The organism is Caballeronia telluris (assembly GCF_001544495.1).
In the GTDB taxonomy this organism is placed as follows: Bacteria; Pseudomonadota; Gammaproteobacteria; order Burkholderiales; family Burkholderiaceae; genus Caballeronia; species Caballeronia telluris.
Map to the genome: position 1 here is coordinate 200072 of NZ_FCNZ02000003.1, position 18921 is coordinate 218992.

Consider the following 18921-nt stretch of genomic DNA (forward strand, 5'->3'; position numbering starts at 1 on the left):
AAACGACGTGTCCAGTCCGCACGAAGTACACACAGACCGCGCGTTCAACCGCTCGATGCTCGTCAAGCTCGTCGTCGTGGCGGGGCTGATGTTCGGTTTCGGATTTGCCCTGGTGCCGATGTATCGCGCGATCTGCTCGATTACCGGCATCAACAACCTCGTGCAGCGCGATGTCGGCGCGCGCGAGGCGAAGAATACGCAGGTCGACGCGAGCCGCACGATTTCGATCGAACTCGACGCCAACGCGCGCGGCCCGCTGCAGTTCAAGCCGGAGCAGAACAGTCTCGACGTGCACCCCGGCGAAGTGATGACGGTGATGTACCAGGTGACCAACGAGCAGGGGCGCACGGTTCAGGCGCAGGCCATTCCGAGCTACGCCCCGAAAGAGGCCACCGAGTACTTCAAGAAGATCGAATGTTTTTGCTTTACGCAGCAGACGCTCGCCGCCAATGAGACGAAGCGCATGCCGGTGGTGTTCGTCGTCGATCCGAAGCTGCCGAAGGATGTGAAGACGATCACGCTGTCATACACGTTCTTCGAACTCACGGCGCCGAAGTCGGTCGCGAAGAGCGGCGGCGGGACTTGAACCCGATGCCGGACGGCAAGGAAAGAACGATGGTCGAAGCAGACAAGCCGGGCAAGCCCGCACAGAAGACGAGCCTCCTGAGGCTCGTGAAAGCGGTGTTCTGGTCGTTTTTCGGCGTGCGCCGCAAGGCCGACCTGGAAAGCGACGCCGCCCAGTTGAACCCGTTGCACCTGATCGCGGCGGGTGTGATCGGCGCGGCGCTGTTCATCGTCGTGCTGCTGCTGGTCGTGCGGGCGGTAGTCGGATAACGAATCGAGGGGCCGGGCCGGCGTGGTGTGGATGATGCGACGCGCCGCCCCGAGTCGAAAGAAAACAAGCAACTGGATCGAAGTGGAGAATCAAAAATGAGCGGTCAAAACGATAGCCCGTACTATTTCGTGCCGCACCCGTCACGGCATCCGATCATGGCGGCCACCGGTCTCCTGGTGGCGCTCGGATCGCTGGCGTCGTGGGTCAACGGTCATACCTGGGCGCCGTTCACGACGCTGCTCGGCGTGCTGTTCGTGCTGTTCGTGCTCTGGCACTGGTTCGGCGACGCCATCTCGGAATCCGAGGGCGGCATGTACGGCAAGCGCGTCGACACGTCGTATCGCTGGAGCATGAGCTGGTTCATCTTCTCCGAAGTCATGTTCTTCGCCGCGTTTTTCGGGGCATTGTTCTACGCGCGCGCGATTGCGATGCACGAGCTGGCGAGCCTCGATTACAAGCTGATCTGGCCGGATTTCACCGCAGTGTGGCCGAATAACGGGCCGGCGGCGCTGGTCGGACATTTCCGCTCGATGACGCCGTGGCCGCTCCCGACCATCAACACCGCGCTCCTGCTGAGTTCCGGCGCAACGCTGACGGTCGCTCACCACGCGCTGCGCGAGGACCATCGCAGGAAGGCGATCATCTGGCTCGGCGCAACGGTGCTGCTCGGTCTGATCTTCCTGTTCTGCCAGGGCTACGAGTATTTCCACGCTTACAACGAACTGAACCTGACGCTCGCATCGGGCGTGTACGGCTCGACCTTCTTCCTGCTGACGGGCTTCCACGGATTTCACGTGTTCCTCGGCGGCACGATGCTGGCGGTGGTCATGGTGCGGCTGATCCGCGGCCACTTCACGGCGGAGCATCATTTCGCGTTCGAAGGCGCCGCATGGTACTGGCACTTCGTCGACGTCGTGTGGCTGGGGCTGTACATCGTCGTGTACTGGCTGTAACGGTTGTCGCAGCACGGACGGCGGCGCGCGACGCGCCGTCCGCAACGTTCAGTCGCACAGCACTGCTTGAGCGCCGCCCTCGACCTTTCCCGGGCGGCGTTTTGCTTTCTGGACTGCGGGAGATTTTCAGCGTGAATGACCGCGCTGATATGTCGCGCCGGCGGCGCCCGGCGCATGCTAAAAACGGTGCCCCGGCGAACCTTCGCGGCGGTTTAGCGTCCGAGCGGAATGCCGGTCGACTGAATCCAGCCCATCCAGTGCGCGAACAGGATGAAAAGGAACAGCGAGATGGACAGCCCGACGCGCATGGCAAGCGACCACACCATCCGCTTGGTTTTGCCCCGGTCCGTCATCATGAAGTACAGCGCCGAGCCGAGGCTGCCGATGATAAGGATGAATGCGATGGCAACGATGATGTGCATGAAACCAGCCAGCGATTGGCATGAGAAGTTGAATCAATCGATTATCGCATCGCATGGATCGTGCCGCGTCGCACGGGACGGATCGCGGGTATGAAGATTCGCTTCTGGCCGGCGTTCTTGATCCTGATCGTCGTCGCGGTGACGGTGAAGCTCGGGTTCTGGCAGCGCGATCGCGCGCATCAGAAGGAAGCGCTCAACGCGCGGATCGTCGCGTTCGAAAACGCGCCCGCAGAGCGCGTCGGCGTGATGCCGATCCCGCTGAAGGACATCGAGTTTCATCGCGTGCTGGCGCGAGGCGAATTTTTGCCGGAGCAGGTCGTTTATCTCGATAATCGGCCTTATAACGACCAGCCGGGTTTTTATGTCGTGATGCCGTTTAAACTCGACGGAGGCGGCTACGTCCTGGTCAATCGCGGCTGGTTGCCGCGTAATCTCGCCGATCGCACGGGCATCGAGCCTTACGAGACGCCGAAAGGCGAGGTCGAGATCGAAGGCATTGCGCGTTCGAATGCGTCGCAGGCGTTCGAACTGGGGCGGGGCGGGTCGGCGGCGCGTCAAAAGATTCGTCAGAATCTCGATATCGCCGCCTACGCCAGCGAGACCGGTCTGCCGCTGCAGCCGTTCGTGATCCAGCAACTGAACAACACCGGCGACAAGCTCGTGCGAGACTGGCCGGCACCGACGCTCGGCGTCGAACGCAACTATGGCTATATGTTGCAGTGGTGGGGCATGGCGGCGGCGGCGATCGGTTTCGGTCTCTACGCCGCGCGTCGCGCCGCGAAAAAGAGCGACTCCGCCGACGAAGCGGACAATCACGCCAGCCACGCCTAAGCTTGAATCCAGTCGGCGCGCGGATTGAACCGGCGCGCTGCGTAATCGAATAGAGGCCCTGTTTTGTCGATGCAAACCCCCCGTCCTTCGCCTTCCGCCATCAACAAGGCGCGCGCCGAGCACCGCGAAGCCACGAAAGGCTCGTGGAACAAGGGCCGCTGGATGCTGCTGCTGCTTGCGTTCGTCTGCGCGGCGCCGGTCATCGCGTCGTATCTGATGTACTACGTGTTCAAACCGGCCGGCGGCACCACGAGCTACGGCGCGCTGATCGAGCCGCAGCGCCCGATTCCCGGCGACCTGATGGTCCGCGACGAAAAGGGCGAGCCGATGCCGCTGACCGCGCTGCGCGGCAAATGGCTGATGGTCACGGTCAACGGCAGCGACTGCGGGGAACCGTGCGCGACGCGGCTCTATTTCATGCGCCAGGTTCGCGCGCTGCAGGCGGCCGAACGCGAGCGCGTCGTGAACGTCTGGCTGCGTACCGACGACAAACCCGTCGACGACAAGATCAAAACCGCCTATCCGCAACCGGATACGCGAATGCTTGTTGCAGATCAGGGCGCCGTCTCGAAATGGCTGCCAATCTCTGACGACTCGCAGCTTACCGACCACATCTTTCTCGTCGATCCGAACGGCAATCTGATGGAGCGTTTCCCGAAAAATCCCGATCCCGCCAAGATCAAGGGCGATCTCGCGAAACTTCTCAAGTGGTCACGGATCGGTTGAGGGTTTAGAAGAATGTTCGTATTGCAACTCGGCTTGATTGGCCTCTGTATCGCGCTGTTGCCGCTCTCGTACGTCTGGGTCAAGGCCGACGACAACAAATTCCGCAAGCTCGTCTGGCTGACGACGTTTCTTACGCTCGATCTGATCATGTTCGGCGGCTTCACGCGCCTGACCGATTCCGGCCTTGGCTGCCCCGATTGGCCGGGTTGCTACGGCACGTCGTCGCCGTTCATCGCGCATGCGCAGATCGCCGCCGCCCATCAGGCGATGCCGAGCGGACCCGTCAGCCTGGTCAAGGCGTGGATCGAAATGCTTCACCGCTATTTCGCGATGGCGATCGGCGTGCTGATCATCGCGCAGGCGGCGATCGCGTGGACGGCGCGTTTCAAGCGCCGGCCGCTGCACGTCTCGCCGTGGTGGCCGACGGGCATTCTGCTGCTGATCTGCGTGCAGGGCGCGTTCGGCGCGTGGACGGTCACGATGAAACTTCAGCCGGTGATCGTCACGCTGCATCTGCTGCTCGGGCTTGCGCTGCTCGGTGCGCTCGGGTGGCTCGCGGCGCGGCAGACGCCGATTCCCGTTCACGAGCCCGAAGCCGCGCGCTGGATGCCGGCGGCGCTTTTCGGGCTGGCGCTGCTGATCGTGCAGATCGCGCTCGGCGGGTGGGTCAGCACCAATTACGCGGTGCTCGCCTGCACCGACTTCCCGCTGTGCAACGGCCAATGGGTCCCGCCGATGAATTTCGAGCACGGTTTTCACCTGTGGCGCGCGCTCGGCATGACCGGCGACGGCGACGTGATTTCGCAGGACGCGCTCGTCGCGATCCACTGGACGCACCGGACATTCGCCGTGGTCGTGGTGCTGTACACGCTGTGGCTCGCGTTCAGGCTGCGTCGTTTCGAATCGCTGCGCACGCCGGCCAACGGCGTGCTGCTGCTGATCGTCGTGCAGTTTCTGACGGGGCTGTCGAACATCGTTTTGCAATGGCCGTTGCCCATCGCCGTGGCGCACAACGGCGGTGCAGCAATCCTGCTGCTGCTGCTCGTTATGCTAAACTTTCGAATCTCTTCCAGCCGTCCCGGCCGCGCCGTGCTTCCCGCGCGCGACGTCGTTTCAGCGTGAATCCAAATCATGGAAAGCACGACAATCACTTCTCCCTCCGGTAGCCGCCTCTCGCAATATCTCGCGCTGACCAAGCCGCGCGTGACGCAGCTGGCGGTGTTCTGCGCGGTCATCGGCATGTTTCTCTCGACGCCCGGCATGGTGCCGTGGACCGTGCTGATCGGCGGCACGGTCGGCATCTGGCTCCTGGCGGGCGCGGCGTTCGCGATCAACTGTCTCGTCGAGCAAAAAGTCGATGCGATGATGCGGCGCACGTCATGGCGTCCGTCGGCGCGCGGCGAGATCACGACCGCGCAGATCCTGCTCTTCTCCGCGGTGCTCGGCGGCGCCGGCATGGCGACGCTCTACACCTTCACCAACCCGCTGACGATGTGGCTCACGGTCGCGACGTTCGTCGGCTACGCGGTCATCTATACGCTGCTGCTCAAGCCGTACACGCCGCAGAACATCGTGATCGGCGGAGCGTCGGGCGCGATGCCGCCGGCGCTGGGCTGGGCGGCCGTGACGGGCGCGGTGCCCGGCGATGCATGGATTCTCGTGCTGATCATCTTCGTGTGGACGCCGCCGCATTTCTGGGCGCTCGCGCTCTATCGCCGCAAGGACTACGAGAACGCCGGCCTGCCGATGCTGCCGAACACGCACGGCGAGCAATACACGCGGTTGCACATCTTCCTCTACACGGTGATTCTGTTCGCTGTCACGATGATGCCGTTCATCTCGGGCATGAGCGGGGTGATCTATCTGGCCTCGGCGGTCGTGCTGGGCGCGGTGTTCCTCGGCTACGCGTGGAAGATTTATCGCGAATATTCGGACGCCCTCGCGCGCAAGACCTTCCGCTATTCGATCGTGTATCTGTCGCTGTTGTTCGGCGCGCTGCTCGTCGATCACTACGTGCGCACGGTGATCGGCGCATGACCATTCCGGCTCGCAGGATCTTCGGGCGCATTGCGCTCGCGCTGGCCGGTGCCGCACTCCTGGCGGCGTGCAACAAGGCGCCGGACTTCAAGAATCTCGACATCACCGGCAATACGCAGTTCGGCAGCACGTTCTCGCTGCCCGACACGTCGGGCAAGACGCGCACGCTCGCTGATTTCAAAGGCAAGGCCGTCGTCCTGTTCTTCGGCTACACGCACTGCCCGGATGTCTGTCCGACGACGCTCGCCGAGCTTTCGCAGGCGCTGCAGCAACTCGGTGACGAGGGCAAGCGCGTGCAGGTGCTGATGGTCACCGTCGATCCCGCGCGCGACACGCCCGAGTTGCTCGGGCAGTATGTATCGGCGTTCAACGCGTCGTACGTCGGGCTGCGTCCCGCGAACGACGCGGCACTCGCGAAGGTCGCGAAGGACTTCCGCGTGTACTACGCCAAGGCGCAGGGCAAGACGCCGGGCGACTACACGATGGACCACACGGCCGCGAGCTACGTCTTCGACCCCGAAGGCAAGCTGCGACTTTTTGCCCGAGATGGACAAGGCGTCCAGCCCTGGGTTCACGATCTGAAACTGCTGCTCGACTGAACGCGCATCGTCCGCCCGGACGATGCGCGTCGACACGCAAGATTGCCGGTCGAATCCGATCGACCGCATTCATCGCCGATTCTGCGGCAAAACTACCTCTTCTGCTTTCAACTGCGCGGTTGTTATCGACGGTTCGTTCCGTCATCCGACCGGGCGCGACCGTCTTATTAAGACATCCTCATGACCGTGATGACGACGCTCGTCACGTTTCTAAGAACATCTTCAGACAAACGCCTGTGGTCAAGGGCGTTTAGACGCATTCGTTATGTTGACCGCGGTCAATTTCCGCATGGGTGCACCTGCATAAAATTCCGCGCTGTAACGCTCTCCGGCGCGTCCCCAACGGCGTCGCGCATCTCTCTTTCGTCTGGAACGAATCAATGAAGATCAGGCAAATGAAATGAATGGAAAACTCTTAAGAGGGATCTTGCTTCCCTTCTCGGTCGCGCTGATCTCGTGTCTCTCCGGATGTAGCAACCTGGATCTGCTGAATCCCAAAGGCAGCGTCGGGGTGGCCGAGAAGGATCTGATTACGACGGCGACCATCGCGATGCTGATCGTCGTGATACCGGTCATCATCATGACGTTGGTGTTCGCGTGGCGTTATCGCGCGTCGAACCGCAATGCCACCTATGCGCCGAAGTGGGCGCACTCGACGGCCATCGAAGTGGTCGTCTGGACCATTCCCACGCTGATCATTCTCTTCCTCGGCATCCTGACGTGGAAGACGACGCACGAACTCGATCCGTACAAGCCGCTCGAGTCGTCGGTGAAACCGATCAACGTCGAAGTCGTTGCGCTCGACTGGAAGTGGCTCTTCATCTACCCGGACCTCGGCATCGCGACGGTCAACCAGCTCGCGTTTCCGGTCGGCACGCCGGTGAACTTCCGCATCACGTCCGACTCGGTGATGAACTCGTTCTTCATCCCGCAGCTCGGCAGTCAGATCTACGCGATGGCGGGCATGCAGACGCGTCTGCATCTGGTCGCCGACCACGCGGGAGACTTCGCGGGCGTATCGGCCAATTACAGCGGTCACGGCTATGCCGACATGAAGTTCCGCGCGCTCGCCAAAACGCCGGCTCAGTTCGACGCGTGGGTCGCGGGCGTGAAGGCCTCCGCCGACCGCCTCGACATGAACGCCTACAACGTCGTGACGCAGCCGAGCACGAACCAGCCGGTCAGGTATTTCTCGACCGTCGATTCGAAGCTCTTTCGCAACATCATCGCAAAGTACAACAACGGTAACGTCCTGGACTTCAAGGATGCTGCCTGCGCAACGCAGGGGTAACGCATGTTCGGAAAACTCACACTGTCGGCGATCCCTTTCGATCAGCCGATCATCATGGGAGCCGCCGCCTTCATGGCGCTCCTGGTACTCGGCGTAGGCGGCGGGCTGACCGTCTACGGCAAGTGGAAATGGCTGTGGACCGAGTGGCTGACGAGCGTCGACCATAAGCGCATCGGCGTGATGTATTGCGTCGTCGCGGTGCTGATGCTGGTGCGCGGCTTCATCGATGCCGTCATGATGCGCGCGCAGCAGGCCATCGCCTATCTCGATCCGGGCTTCCTGCCGCCGCATCACTACGATCAGATCTTCACGGCGCACGGCGTCATCATGATCTTCTTCATGGCGATGGCGCTGATGGTCGGCTTCTTCAATCTCGTGGTGCCGCTGCAGATCGGCGCGCGCGACGTCGCGTTTCCGTTCCTCAATTCGCTGAGCTTCTGGATGACGGCGATCGCCGCGATCCTGATGAACGTCTCGCTCGTGATCGGCGAATTCGCGCAGACCGGATGGCTCGCCTATCCGCCGCTTTCGGAGCTGCAATACAGTCCGGGCGTCGGGGTTGACTACTATATCTGGAGCTTGCAGTTGTCGGGCGTCGGCACGTTGATCACGGCGATCAACTTCTTCGTGACGATCGTGAAGATGCGCGCACCCGGCATGACGCTCATGAAGATGCCGGTGTTCACGTGGACCGCGCTCTGCTCGAACGTGCTCATCATGGCGACGTTCCCGATCCTGACGGTCGCGCTGGCGCTGCTCGGTCTCGACCGCTACATGGGCATGCACTTCTTCACGAACGACCTCGGCGGCAATCCGATGCTCTACCTGAACCTGATCTGGGCGTGGGGGCATCCCGAGGTGTACATCCTCGTGCTGCCGGCGTTCGGCATCTATTCGGAAGTCGTCGCGACGTTCGCCAAGAAGACGCTGTTCGGCTACAAGACGATGGTGTATGCGTCGTGCGTGATCATGATTCTGGCGTTCCTCGTGTGGCTGCATCACTTCTTTACGATGGGCTCGGGCGCGAACGTCAACGCCTTCTTCGGCATTATGACGATGATCATCGCCATTCCGACCGGCGTGAAGATCTTCAACTGGCTGTTCACGATCTATCGCGGCCGGCTGGAGTTCACGTCGCCCATCTTGTGGACGATCGGCTTCATCGTGACGTTCACGATCGGCGGCATGACGGGCGTGATGCTCGCGATTCCGGGCGCCGACTTCCTGCTGCACAACACGCTGTTCCTGGTCGCGCACTTCCACAACACGATCATCGGCGGGGTGGTATTCGGCTACATGGCGGGCGTGACGTACTGGTTCCCGAAAGCGTTCGGATTCAAGCTCAACGAGAAGCTCGGGAAGTGCGCGTTCTGGTGCTGGTTCGTCGGCTATTTCGTCGCGTTCACGCCGCTTTACGTGCTGGGCTTCATGGGCATGATGCGACGCATGAATCACTACGACAATCCCGCCTGGCAGCCGTGGCTGATCGTGGCCGCATGTGGTGCGGGCATCATCGCGGTGGGCGTGGTGTTCCAGGTCGTGCAGGTGATCGTCAGCGTGCGCAACCGCCATCTGCCGGAGTATCGCGACGTCACGGGCGATCCGTGGGGCGGCCGCACGCTCGAATGGGCGACGAGCTCGCCGCCGCCGGTCTATAACTTCGCGAATCTGCCGGTCGTCCACGAACTCGATGCGTTCGCGCACATGAAGGAAACGGGGCACGGCCTCGGACGCGACACCGTCTACCGCGACATTCACATGCCGTCTAACACGAGTGCGGGCTTGTTCATCGCATTGTTTAGTCTCGCGCTCGGTTTCGCAGGCGTCTGGCACATCTGGTGGCTCGCGATCGTGGCGCTGGTCGCGATTGCGGTCACGGTGATCGGCTATAGCTTCCGTCGCAACGACGGCCATTACATCGAGGCTTCGACGGTCCGCACGATCGAGAAGACGCACAGTCCCGCGCTTGCGGCAGTGGAGGTCGTTTAAATGTTGCAGAAAACTCTCGTTCTCGATCCGCACGATTCCGGAGAGGAACACGTTCCGTCGCATTCGGTCTTCGGTTTCTGGCTGTATCTGATGACCGACTGCGTGATCTTCGCGTCACTGTTCGCCACGTTCGGCGTCATGGCGCATCAGTTCGCGGGTGGTCCGAGCGGCAAGGAACTCTTCGACATCCAGGGCGTCGCGCTCGAAACCGTGATGCTGCTCCTGAGCAGCATCACCTTCGGCTTTGCGATGCTCGGCGCGCACCGTCGCAAGAGCGGTACGGTGCTGATGTGGCTCGCGATCACGTTTGTTCTCGGCCTCGGGTTCCTGTGGCTGGAATTCCGCGAGTTCGGACATCTGCTCGACGAGGGCTTCGGCCCCGGCCGCAGCGCGTTTCTGTCGTCGTTCTTCGCGCTGGTCGGTACGCACGGCCTGCACGTGACGCTCGGCCTCGTCTGGATGGTCGTGCTCGCCGCGCAGGTCATCTGCAACCCGGAACTGTCCGAGCGCGAAATTCGCCGGCTCACGTGCCTGAGTCTTTTCTGGCACTTTCTGGATATCGTGTGGATCGGTGTCTTTACCTTCGTCTATCTCGGGAGCGTGATCTAAATGAGCCATGCGCACTCTTCAACGGCGGACCACGGACACGGCACGCTCGGTAGCTATGTCGTCGGCTTCGTGCTTTCGGTGCTGCTCACCGCGGCCGCGTTCGGCCTCGTCATCAAGCGCGTGCTGCCGCCCGATACCGCGCTGCTCGTGCTCGGCGCGCTGGCGTTCGTGCAGATCGTCGTTCATCTGGTGTACTTCCTGCACATGAACACGTCGCGCGCGCAACGCTGGAATCTGATCGCTTTCGGCTATACCGTGCTCGCGGCAGCGTTTCTGATCGTCGGCACGATGTGGGTCATGCACAACGTGTCGATGAACATGATGTCGCGTTAAACGGATAACGCGAACGTTCCGATCAGGAAAAGGCGGCCAGTGGCCGCCTTCGTCGTTTACGCGTCCGCGGGCGACGGCAGGTTCAGGCCGGGCGCGAGCCGTGTCGCCTTGAATTCGATCACTTCGTAGTGCGCGAGCTTTTGTGCCGCGAACGGGTCTTCGGCGAGGATCGAATCGAGCCGGTCGCGATCGATCCCCGATGCCAGGATGATCCCGCCGTCGCGCGGCACCTTCGGACCCGCGGCGATGAAAATGCCCGCAGCGAACTGCCGTTCGAGGAAAAGGCGATGTGCACCGAGTGCATCGTCGATTTCGGCAAGCGCGCCGGTATAACGCAGATTGATGACGTACATGGCGGTCGTTCCGGGTTGGATGATGGACGATTCTAAGCCGGACGGCGCCTTTCACGCCGGCGTCGGCATAACGACATTCCAATTGCATATTTCCGTTTGCACCACGAGTGTGCGAATATCCGCGACCTCAGGCGAAGTACCCGTCACCTTGTATCGAAGCGAGAACACCATGCAGCGCAGACATTTGCTCAAAGCCCTTTCCCTCGTCGCGGTATCGACCGCGTTTTTCACGAGCGCAGGCGCCCATGCCGACGGCAAAGTCGTCAAGGTCGGCACGATCGGCGGTCCCGACGCGCAAATCTGGCAAGTCGTGCAGAAGGTTGCCAAGCGCGACGGTCTCGACGTGAAGATCGTCGAGTTCAACGATTACGTGCAGCCGAACGCCGCCCTCGACGCGGGCGATCTCGATGCCAACAGCTTCCAGCATCAGCCGTATCTCGACAGCCAGATCAAGCAACGCGGCTACAAGCTCGTCAACGCGGGACTGACGTACATTTCCCCGCTCGGCGTCTATTCGAAGAAGCTGAAGTCGCTGAAGGATCTGCCGGAGGGCGCAAGGATCGCGGTGCCGAACGACCCGTCGAACGAAAATCGCGCGCTGCTGCTGTTGCAGTCGCAAGGCGTGATCAAATTGAAGGCCGGCGCGGGCACGAACGGCAGCAACGCCACGCCGCTCGACGTCGCCGGGAATCCGAAGAAGATCAAGCTCGTCGAACTCGATGCCGCGCAGTTGCCGCGCACGCTCGCGGACGTCGACGCCGCCGCGATCAACACGAACTTCGCGCTGGCCGCAGGCCTCCAGCCGGGCAAGGACGCCATCGCGCTCGAAGACGTGCACAGCCCGTATGCGAACCTGATCGCGGTGCGCGCGAAAGACAAGGACCAGCCGTGGGTGAAGAAGCTGGTCGCCGCGTACCAGTCGGAAGACGTGCGTCAGTTCCTGAAGACGGAGTTCAAGGGTTCGATGGTGCCCTCGTTCTGAGTCGATTCAGACGGCAAGATGAATGGCGCCTGACGGGCGCCATTTTTTTATGCGTCGATGGAAGAGAGCGACCGTTGCCAGCCCTCGTTCGCCGCTGCAAATCCACGGCTCACGACGAACCCGCGAAGGTCGGCGTGGGCTTCGTCGAACGAGCAGGAGAGTTGCTCGCAGCCCGCGTCGACCGCGAACCGCGAACAGGCGTCGACGAGACGCGAGCCCAGTCCTTGCCGGCGCGCGCCCGGTTCGACGAACAGCAGTTCGATGCGCGCGAGCCTTTCCGACACACGCATCAGTATCGCGGCGCCGATTCGCGAACCGTGATCCTGCTCGGCGATCCAGCACGCAGACGGCCGCGCGTCCTGGGTCGCGTGAGACGGCGAGTCGAGAAAGCGCGTCACGACCGACGCCGCGCGCGTTTCCATGTCCGGACCGGCATTGTCACGCGAAGCGAGCTGGGCGCAGCGCTCCACGATCCAGCCGAAATCGCCGCGTCGCGGACTGCGCAGGCGCACACGTTCCTGATTGACGGGAGGCGAGAGCAGGCGCTCGATATCCGCCATCGACGACATGAGTTGCGCGCGCTCGCCCTCGGCCAAGCGATCGAGCGTTGCCGACACTTCGACGATGCTGCCCGCGCCGATTTCGTCGAAGGCCGTCCGGCCCGCTTTGGTCAGGATCAGGACGTGTTTGCGTGCGTCGTCGATGCTCGGGAGCCGCACGAGAAGGCCATTGCGTTCGAACCGGGTCAACAGCCTGCTCAAATAGCCGGTGTCGAGCCCCAGGCTGCGCGCGATTTGCGCCGCCGTCTGCGGCGGGTCGTAGACGAGCGCCTGGAGCACCCGCACCTCCGCCATCGAAAAAGCGCTCTGGCGCAGGCACTCCTGCAGCCCTCGCGTGTAGCGCGAATAAAAGTGATTGAAGCGCCGGACTGCCTCGGCGGCGCGGTCGGAATTTACGGTCATCATTCCTCGTTCTCTCAGTGTCTAGTTTTGTGTGTCTTCATTACTTCAGAGTCCGAAGCAACTCCGTCTATTGTGCCGCGTAAAAGCACGCACGCGCACTTTTGTAACAACGAACGAACGGGGCCATTCCATGCAGACCAATCGGAATCGAGTGGACTCTACATGCGGGTAAATCCCGATGCATCGGAGCATGCTATCTGACCTGCGATTTGAAACGTAAGTACTTGAAGTTACACAATAAAAATCCGTTTCGATGCGGCGGTCCGTCAAAATTGACTGGTATTATTTTGGTTATATAATGGGCTCCGACAAGCGCTTCTGACCGGAAAAATCCGATGGACGATCGATGGCGAGAACTGGCTCCCGATGCGCAGAACAGCACGCCGCTCTATCTGCAACTCGCCGCCCGCCTCGCCACCCGGATTCACGCGGGCGCATGGTCGGCGGGCGAGGCGCTGCCGTCGGAGCGAACGTTGTCGGAGAGCGTCGGCGTGTCGCGGATCACCGCGCGCAACGCCATCGCGCTTCTGGTCGAGCAAGGTCTGATTCGTCGGGTGCGCGGCGCGGGCAGCTTCATTACGCCGCGCGTCGAGGACCCGCTGTCGCGGCTCACCGGTTTCACGACGAAGATGGAGCAGCGCGGCTTCACACCCGACTCGGTCTGGCTAGCGCGTGAAGTGCGCACGGCGAGCCGCGACGAAATCGTGCGCCTCGGTTTGCCGCCGGGGGCGGGCGTCGCGAGCTTGCGGCGCTTGCGTCGCGCGGACGGCATCGTGATGGCGGTCGAGCATTCCACGCTGCCCGCGTCGGTCGTGCCGCAGCCGGCGGCGATCGGCGCATCGCTGTACCGGTACCTGGAGGAGCGCGGCATGTCGGTGGTGCGCGCGTTGCAGCACTTTCGCGCGGTCAACGCGGGCGCGGAAATCGCGCGCCTGATGGGCGTGGCGCCGCGCGCGGCGCTGCTCGTGATCACGCGGATCGGTTATTCGGCAGACCAGCGCGCCATCGAACTGACGGACACGTATTGCCGCGACGACTACTACGACTTCGTCGCGGAGCTTCACCGCTAGCAGCACAAATAGCGTCGGCATGACAGACGCGCACTACCCATAAAAACGAGAGGACAAAGACGCCGGACGCACGTTTCGCCTGCTCGCAGCATGGCGCGCCCGGATTTCAGCCTCGAGTCTCAGGCTCAAACGCATCGCGTTTCACAGAGAACTTCATGCTCAAAGGAAACATCCTCACGACCGACGGCTGGATTCACGGCTCGATCCGCTTCGAGAACGGGCGCGTCACGGCGCTCGACGGCGAGCGCGTCGATCCGTCGACCAATGACGCGCCGTACATCCTGCCCGGCTTCATCGACCTGCACGTGCATGGCGGCGGCGGCGCCGACATCATGGAAGGCGGCGACGCGGCGCAGACCGTCGCGCGGCTGCACGCGCAGCACGGCACGACGAGCCTCCTCGCCACGACGATGACCGCCCCGCGCGACGAACTGATGAGCGTCGTGGCCGGACTCGGCGAGCAGGCGAAATACCGCGTGCCGGGCGGCGCGCGCGTGCTCGGCGTGCATCTGGAAGGCCCGTACATCAATCCCGGCAAGCTCGGGGCGCAGCCGGACGCCGCGGCCGTCGCCGTGCGCGACGAAGTCCTGAAATACCTCGCGCTCGCGCCGATCCGCGTCGTCACGATCGCGCCGGAAATCTCAGGGCATCTGGACATCATCAGCGAGATGGCGGCGCGCGGCGTGCGCGTGCAACTCGGCCACTCGCTCGGCACCTACGACGACGCCGTCGCCGCGCTCAAGCACGGCGCGCGCGGCTTCACGCACTTGTTCAACGCGATGTCGCCGCTGCATCACCGCGATCCCGGCATGGTCGGCGCCGCGCTCGCGCATGCCGAATACGCGGAACTGATCCCCGATTTGCTGCACGTTCATCCGGGCGCGATTCGCGCGGCGTTGCGCGCGATTCCGCATCTGTACGTCGTGACCGACAGCACCTCGGCGTCCGGCATGCCCGATGGCGAATATCGCCTCGGCAGCCAGCACGTCACCAAATGCATGGGCGGCGTGCGGCTCGCGGACGGCACGCTCGCCGGCAGCACGCTCACGATGGATCAGGCGCTGCGCAATCTCGTGTCGCTCGGCCTGCCGATGGCGGACGTCTCGAACTGCCTGTCGCGCCATGCCGCCGATTATCTCGGTCTCGAAGACCGCGGCCGCATCGCGCGCGGCGCATGGGCCGATCTCGTCGTCATCGACCGCGAACTCGCGCTGACGGCCACTTATGTCGAAGGAGAATCGATTGTCGAATATGCTTAGTGAGGCGCTCGCCTCGGCCGATGTGGTCGAAGCCCAGCTCGCCGATACCTCGAATATCGAGGCCCTTGCCGTCAAGCTCGCCGAAGCGCCGCGTCATGTCGCGCTGACGGTCGCGCGCGGCAGTTCCGACCACGCCGCGAGCTATTTCGCGAGCCTCACGATGAGCCGCATCGGCGTGCCGGTCGCGTCGCTGCCAATGTCGGTCGCCACCTTGCAGCAGGCGCCGTTGCGCGTCGCCGGGCAACTTGCCGTCGCGTTCTCGCAGTCGGGCAAGAGTCCCGACCTCGTCGGCACGATGCAGGCGCTGCGCGAAGCGGGCGCGTTCACCGTCGCCGCCGTCAACGCACCGGGCTCGCCGCTCGCCGACGCCTGCGAATGGCACCTGCCGCTCCTGGCCGGCGCGGAACTGAGCGTCGCCGCCACGAAAAGCTATATCGCGATGCTGTCGCTTTCCGCGATCGTGATCGCGCACGTGCAGCGCGACGTCGAATTGCTGAACGCGCTGAAGACGCTGCCGGACGCGTTGCGCGCGGCGGGCAAGCTCGACTGGTCGAAGGCCGTCGACGAACTGAAGGGCGTCGATCGCATGATCGTGATCGGGCGCGGTCTCGGGCTCGCGATCGCGCAGGAAGCGGCGCTCAAGCTCAAGGAAACCTCGGGCATCCAGGCGGAAGCGTTTTCGAGCGCGGAAGTGCGTCACGGCCCGATGGAACTGATCGACCAGGACTATCCGCTGCTCGTTTTCGCGCCGCGCGGACCGGAGCAGGCGGGCCTGATCCAGCTTGCATCCGACATGCGCGCGCGCGGCGCACGCGTGCTGCTCGCGGCCCCCGACGACATCGGGCAAGCCGACTTGCCGCTCGCGGTTACTGACCATCCGGCGCTCGATCCGATCGCCGCGATTCTTTCCTTCTATGTGATGGCCGCCGGTCTCGCCGCCGCGCGCGGACGCAATCCCGATGCGCCGCGTCACCTGAACAAAGTCACCGAAACTCACTGAGCGAGCCCCCGATGCGCCGTGCCGAGGAGTCACTGTTGAACCATTCCACCGCTAAACCGTTCGTGTTGCTCGCGCCTTTCACCGGGCCCGTCGTGCCGCTCGCCGATGTCCCCGATCCCGTCTTCGCGGAAGGGATGTTCGGCGACGGCATTGGCATCGATCCGCTCGACGGCGTGCTCGTCTCGCCGTGCGACGGCACGATCACGCATCTCGCGCGCACGCATCACGCCGTCACGCTGCGCACGCCCGAGGGCGCGGAAATCCTGCTGCATATCGGCATCGATACGGTCGAACTGGGCGGCGCGGGCTTCACGCCGAAGATCGCGCAGGGCGCGCAAGTGCGCGCCGGCCAGCCGCTGATCGAATTCGACGCCGACTATGTCGCGCAACACGCGCCGAGCCTCGTCTCGGTGATCGCGGTCGCGAACAGCGACGCGTTCGAGGTCGTCGAGCGCGCCGGGCGCGGCGTGCTGAAAGTGGGAGAGCGCCTGCTCGTGCTGCGCGCGAAAGACGGCGTGAAGGCCGACGCCGCCCGCAGCGACGCCAATTTCACCGACGAAGCCCGCCGCAACGTGACGCTCGCGCACGCGGGCGGCCTGCACGCGCGGCCGGCGGCGCGCGCCCGCGAAGCGGCGCGCGGTTTCGATGCGAAGGTCGAAGTGCGCTACGAAGGCCGCAAGGCGCCGATCGAAAGCGTCGTCGGATTGCTGGGACTCGGCGCGGGCGAGGGCGCGACGGTCGAACTGCTCGGCATCGGCGCGCAGGCGGCGCAAGCCGTCGAAGCGGTCGCGGCGGAACTGCTGCGCGCCGCGCACGGCGAAGTGGAAGAGACGCCCGCGCGCGCCAAATCGCCCGCGCCGCAGACGCTCGCGCGCGCGCCGGGCCAGCCGCTCGACCCGAATACGCTCGCGGGCGTGTGCGCGGCGCCCGGCATCGCCGTCGGCAAGCTGGTGCGCTGGGACGACCAGGACATCGCGCCGCCCGAGCAGGCGAGTGCCACGTCGGCGGCGGAAAGCCGCGCGCTCGACCGCGCGATCGCCACCGTCGATGCCGAACTCGACGAAACCGTGCGCACCGCGTCGCAACGCGGCGCGGTCGGCGAGGCGGGGATTTTCGCGGTGCATCGCGTGCTGCTGGAAGACCCGACGCTGCTCGACGCCGCACGCGATCTCATCAGCCTCGGCAAGAGCGCGGGTTTCGCGTGGCGCGAAGCGATCCGCGCGCAGATCGTGCTGCTCGGCAGGGTGGAAGATGCGCTGCTCGCCGAGCGCGCCGCCGACCTGCGCGACATCGAAAAGCGCGTCCTGCGCGCGCTCGGCTACACGAACACGGCGGCGCGCGCGCTGCCCGACGAAGCCGTGCTCTCCGCCGACGAATTCACGCCGTCCGATCTCTCGTCGCTCGATCGCACGCGCGTCACCGCGCTCGTGATGGCGCGCGGAGGCGCGACCTCGCACGCGGCGATCATCGCGCGTCAGATCGGCATTCCGGCGCTCGTCGCGGTCGGCGATGCGCTGCACGCGGTGCCCGAAGGCACGCAGGTGGTCGTCGATGCGTCGGCGGGACGGATCGAATACGCGCCGACCGCGCTCGACGTCGAACGCGCGCGCACCGAGCGTCAGCGTCTCGCGGGCGTGCGTGAAGCGAACCGGCGTCTGTCGGGCGAAGCGGTCGCCACCCGCGACGGACGCGCGATCGAAGTCGCCGCCAACATCGCGACGCTCGACGACGCGCAAACCGCCGTCGACAACGGCGCCGACTCGGTCGGCTTGCTGCGCACGGAGCTGCTCTTCATCCACCGCGCGTCGGCGCCGACGAAGGACGAGCACGCACGGAGCTACCAGGGCATCGTCGATGCGCTGAAGGGGCGCACGGCGATCATCCGCACGCTCGATGTCGGCGCGGACAAGGAAGTCGATTACCTGACGTTGCCGCCCGAAACGAACCCGGCGCTCGGCCTGCGCGGCATCCGCCTCGCGCAAGTGCGCCCCGATCTGCTCGACGACCAGTTGCGCGGCCTGCTCGCCGTGCGGCCGTTCGGCGCGGTGCGCATCCTGTTGCCGATGGTCACCGATTCGGGCGAACTCGTGCGTCTCAGAAAGCGCATCGACGAACTCGCGCGCGAAATCGGCCGCACCGAGCCGGTCGAAGTGGGCGTGATGATCGAAGTGCCGTCGGCGGCGCTGCTCGCGGATCAACTGGCGCAACACGCCGATTTCCTCTCGATCGGCACCAACGATCTCACGCAGTACACGCTCGCGATGGACCGCTGCCAGCCGGATCTCGCCGCGCAAGCCGACGGCCTGCATCCGGCCGTGCTGCGTCTCATCAAGGCAGCGACCGACGGCGCCGCGAAGCACGGCAAGTGGGTCGGCGTGTGCGGGGCGCTCGGCGGCGATCCGGTCGCGGTGCCGCTACTCATCGGCCTGGGCGTGACCGAACTCTCGGTCGATCCGGTCTCGGTGCCCGGCATCAAGGCGCGCGTGCGCAATCTCGATTACCCGTTGTGCCGTCAGCGCGCCGAGGATGCCCTCGCGCTCGAATCGGCGCAGGCAGTAAGAGCAGCAAGCCGCGAAATCTGGCCGCTGGACTAACGTCCGTCCGGCGCGGGATTTCGCGTCCCGAAATCAAACCCAGCAACGACAAGACCACTAATTATTGGAGAACCCG

Annotated in this window: 20 protein-coding genes; 17 read left to right on the forward strand and 3 right to left on the reverse strand. The window is 64.0% G+C overall.

The features are described from left to right. Positions 1 to 7 precede the first annotated feature (7 nt). From AWB66_RS05595 to AWB66_RS05605, 3 genes are all read left to right on the forward strand, one after another. The gene (locus AWB66_RS05595; protein WP_087629420.1) at positions 8 to 586 is read left to right on the forward strand and encodes a cytochrome c oxidase assembly protein; all 579 of its coding nucleotides are present in this window, start codon (positions 8 to 10) and stop codon (positions 584 to 586) included. 29 nt (positions 587 to 615) lie between these two features. Further along, entirely contained in the window at positions 616 to 834 is a 219-nt protein-coding gene (locus AWB66_RS05600; protein ID WP_087629273.1) for a DUF2970 domain-containing protein, read from the forward strand. 96 nt (positions 835 to 930) lie between these two features. Next, the gene (locus tag AWB66_RS05605) at positions 931 to 1788 is read left to right on the forward strand and encodes a cytochrome c oxidase subunit 3 (RefSeq protein WP_087629274.1); all 858 of its coding nucleotides are present in this window, start codon (positions 931 to 933) and stop codon (positions 1786 to 1788) included. A gap of 212 nt (positions 1789 to 2000) precedes the next feature. Here the strand turns inward: AWB66_RS05605 and AWB66_RS05610 are convergent, their stop codons facing one another. Continuing rightward, on the reverse strand, positions 2001 to 2210 hold the full coding sequence (locus AWB66_RS05610) for a twin transmembrane helix small protein (protein ID WP_016344133.1): 210 nt from the start codon (positions 2208 to 2210) through the stop codon (positions 2001 to 2003). Between the two features lie 90 nt (positions 2211 to 2300). On the opposite strand from AWB66_RS05610, the gene AWB66_RS05615 reads away from it, so the two are divergent. The 9 genes from AWB66_RS05615 (at position 2301) to cyoD (ending at position 10625) form a co-directional block, all read left to right on the forward strand. Beyond that, positions 2301 to 3041 carry an SURF1 family protein gene (locus tag AWB66_RS05615; RefSeq protein WP_087629275.1) on the forward strand — a complete coding sequence of 247 codons (741 nt, stop codon included), beginning with the start codon at positions 2301 to 2303 and terminating at the stop codon, positions 3039 to 3041. Positions 3042 to 3110: 69 nt separating this feature from the next. Beyond that, positions 3111 to 3767 (forward strand): SCO family protein, encoded by a 657-nt coding sequence (locus AWB66_RS05620; RefSeq protein ID WP_087629276.1) that lies wholly within the window; start codon positions 3111 to 3113, stop codon positions 3765 to 3767. A gap of 12 nt (positions 3768 to 3779) precedes the next feature. Continuing rightward, entirely contained in the window at positions 3780 to 4889 is a 1110-nt protein-coding gene (locus AWB66_RS05625; protein WP_087629277.1) for a COX15/CtaA family protein, read from the forward strand. Positions 4890 to 4898: 9 nt separating this feature from the next. Next, positions 4899 to 5804: a heme o synthase gene (gene cyoE, locus AWB66_RS05630; RefSeq protein ID WP_087629278.1), complete on the forward strand. Its 906-nt coding sequence runs from the start codon at positions 4899 to 4901 to the stop codon at positions 5802 to 5804. Beyond that, positions 5801 to 6403, forward strand: a complete 603-nt coding sequence (locus AWB66_RS05635; RefSeq protein ID WP_087629279.1) for an SCO family protein — start codon at positions 5801 to 5803, stop codon at positions 6401 to 6403. The genes cyoE and AWB66_RS05635 overlap by 4 nt, the downstream gene beginning before the upstream one ends. Positions 6404 to 6803: 400 nt before the next feature. Then, entirely contained in the window at positions 6804 to 7694 is an 891-nt protein-coding gene (cyoA, locus tag AWB66_RS05640; protein ID WP_087629280.1) for a ubiquinol oxidase subunit II, read from the forward strand. Positions 7695 to 7697: 3 nt separating this feature from the next. Then, entirely contained in the window at positions 7698 to 9683 is a 1986-nt protein-coding gene (cyoB, locus tag AWB66_RS05645) for a cytochrome o ubiquinol oxidase subunit I (RefSeq protein ID WP_087629281.1), read from the forward strand. Next, on the forward strand, positions 9684 to 10292 hold the full coding sequence (gene cyoC, locus AWB66_RS05650; RefSeq protein WP_087629282.1) for a cytochrome o ubiquinol oxidase subunit III: 609 nt from the start codon (positions 9684 to 9686) through the stop codon (positions 10290 to 10292). It begins immediately after the preceding gene. Next, a complete protein-coding gene (gene cyoD / locus AWB66_RS05655; RefSeq protein ID WP_087629283.1) occupies positions 10293 to 10625 on the forward strand; it encodes a cytochrome o ubiquinol oxidase subunit IV in 333 nt (110 codons plus the stop codon). A gap of 56 nt (positions 10626 to 10681) precedes the next feature. Here cyoD and AWB66_RS05660 read toward each other — a convergent pair whose 3' ends face one another. Continuing rightward, a complete protein-coding gene (locus tag AWB66_RS05660; protein WP_087629284.1) occupies positions 10682 to 10978 on the reverse strand; it encodes a YciI family protein in 297 nt (98 codons plus the stop codon). 169 nt (positions 10979 to 11147) lie between these two features. On the opposite strand from AWB66_RS05660, the gene AWB66_RS05665 reads away from it, so the two are divergent. Further along, the gene (locus AWB66_RS05665) at positions 11148 to 11960 is read left to right on the forward strand and encodes a MetQ/NlpA family ABC transporter substrate-binding protein (RefSeq protein WP_087629285.1); all 813 of its coding nucleotides are present in this window, start codon (positions 11148 to 11150) and stop codon (positions 11958 to 11960) included. Between the two features lie 47 nt (positions 11961 to 12007). Here the strand turns inward: AWB66_RS05665 and AWB66_RS05670 are convergent, their stop codons facing one another. Then, a complete protein-coding gene (locus tag AWB66_RS05670; protein WP_159462882.1) occupies positions 12008 to 12922 on the reverse strand; it encodes a bifunctional helix-turn-helix transcriptional regulator/GNAT family N-acetyltransferase in 915 nt (304 codons plus the stop codon). A 335-nt stretch (positions 12923 to 13257) separates the two neighbouring features. Between AWB66_RS05670 and AWB66_RS05675 the strand changes: the two genes are divergently transcribed. From AWB66_RS05675 to ptsP, 4 genes are all read left to right on the forward strand, one after another. Next, positions 13258 to 13992: a GntR family transcriptional regulator gene (locus AWB66_RS05675; protein ID WP_087629287.1), complete on the forward strand. Its 735-nt coding sequence runs from the start codon at positions 13258 to 13260 to the stop codon at positions 13990 to 13992. Between the two features lie 155 nt (positions 13993 to 14147). Continuing rightward, positions 14148 to 15251: an N-acetylglucosamine-6-phosphate deacetylase gene (nagA, locus tag AWB66_RS05680; RefSeq protein ID WP_087629288.1), complete on the forward strand. Its 1104-nt coding sequence runs from the start codon at positions 14148 to 14150 to the stop codon at positions 15249 to 15251. Continuing rightward, entirely contained in the window at positions 15244 to 16251 is a 1008-nt protein-coding gene (locus tag AWB66_RS05685; protein WP_087629289.1) for an SIS domain-containing protein, read from the forward strand. The genes nagA and AWB66_RS05685 overlap by 8 nt, the downstream gene beginning before the upstream one ends. 11 nt (positions 16252 to 16262) lie before the next feature. Continuing rightward, a complete protein-coding gene (gene ptsP, locus AWB66_RS05690) occupies positions 16263 to 18845 on the forward strand; it encodes a phosphoenolpyruvate--protein phosphotransferase (protein ID WP_087629290.1) in 2583 nt (860 codons plus the stop codon). Positions 18846 to 18921: the final 76 nt, after the last annotated feature.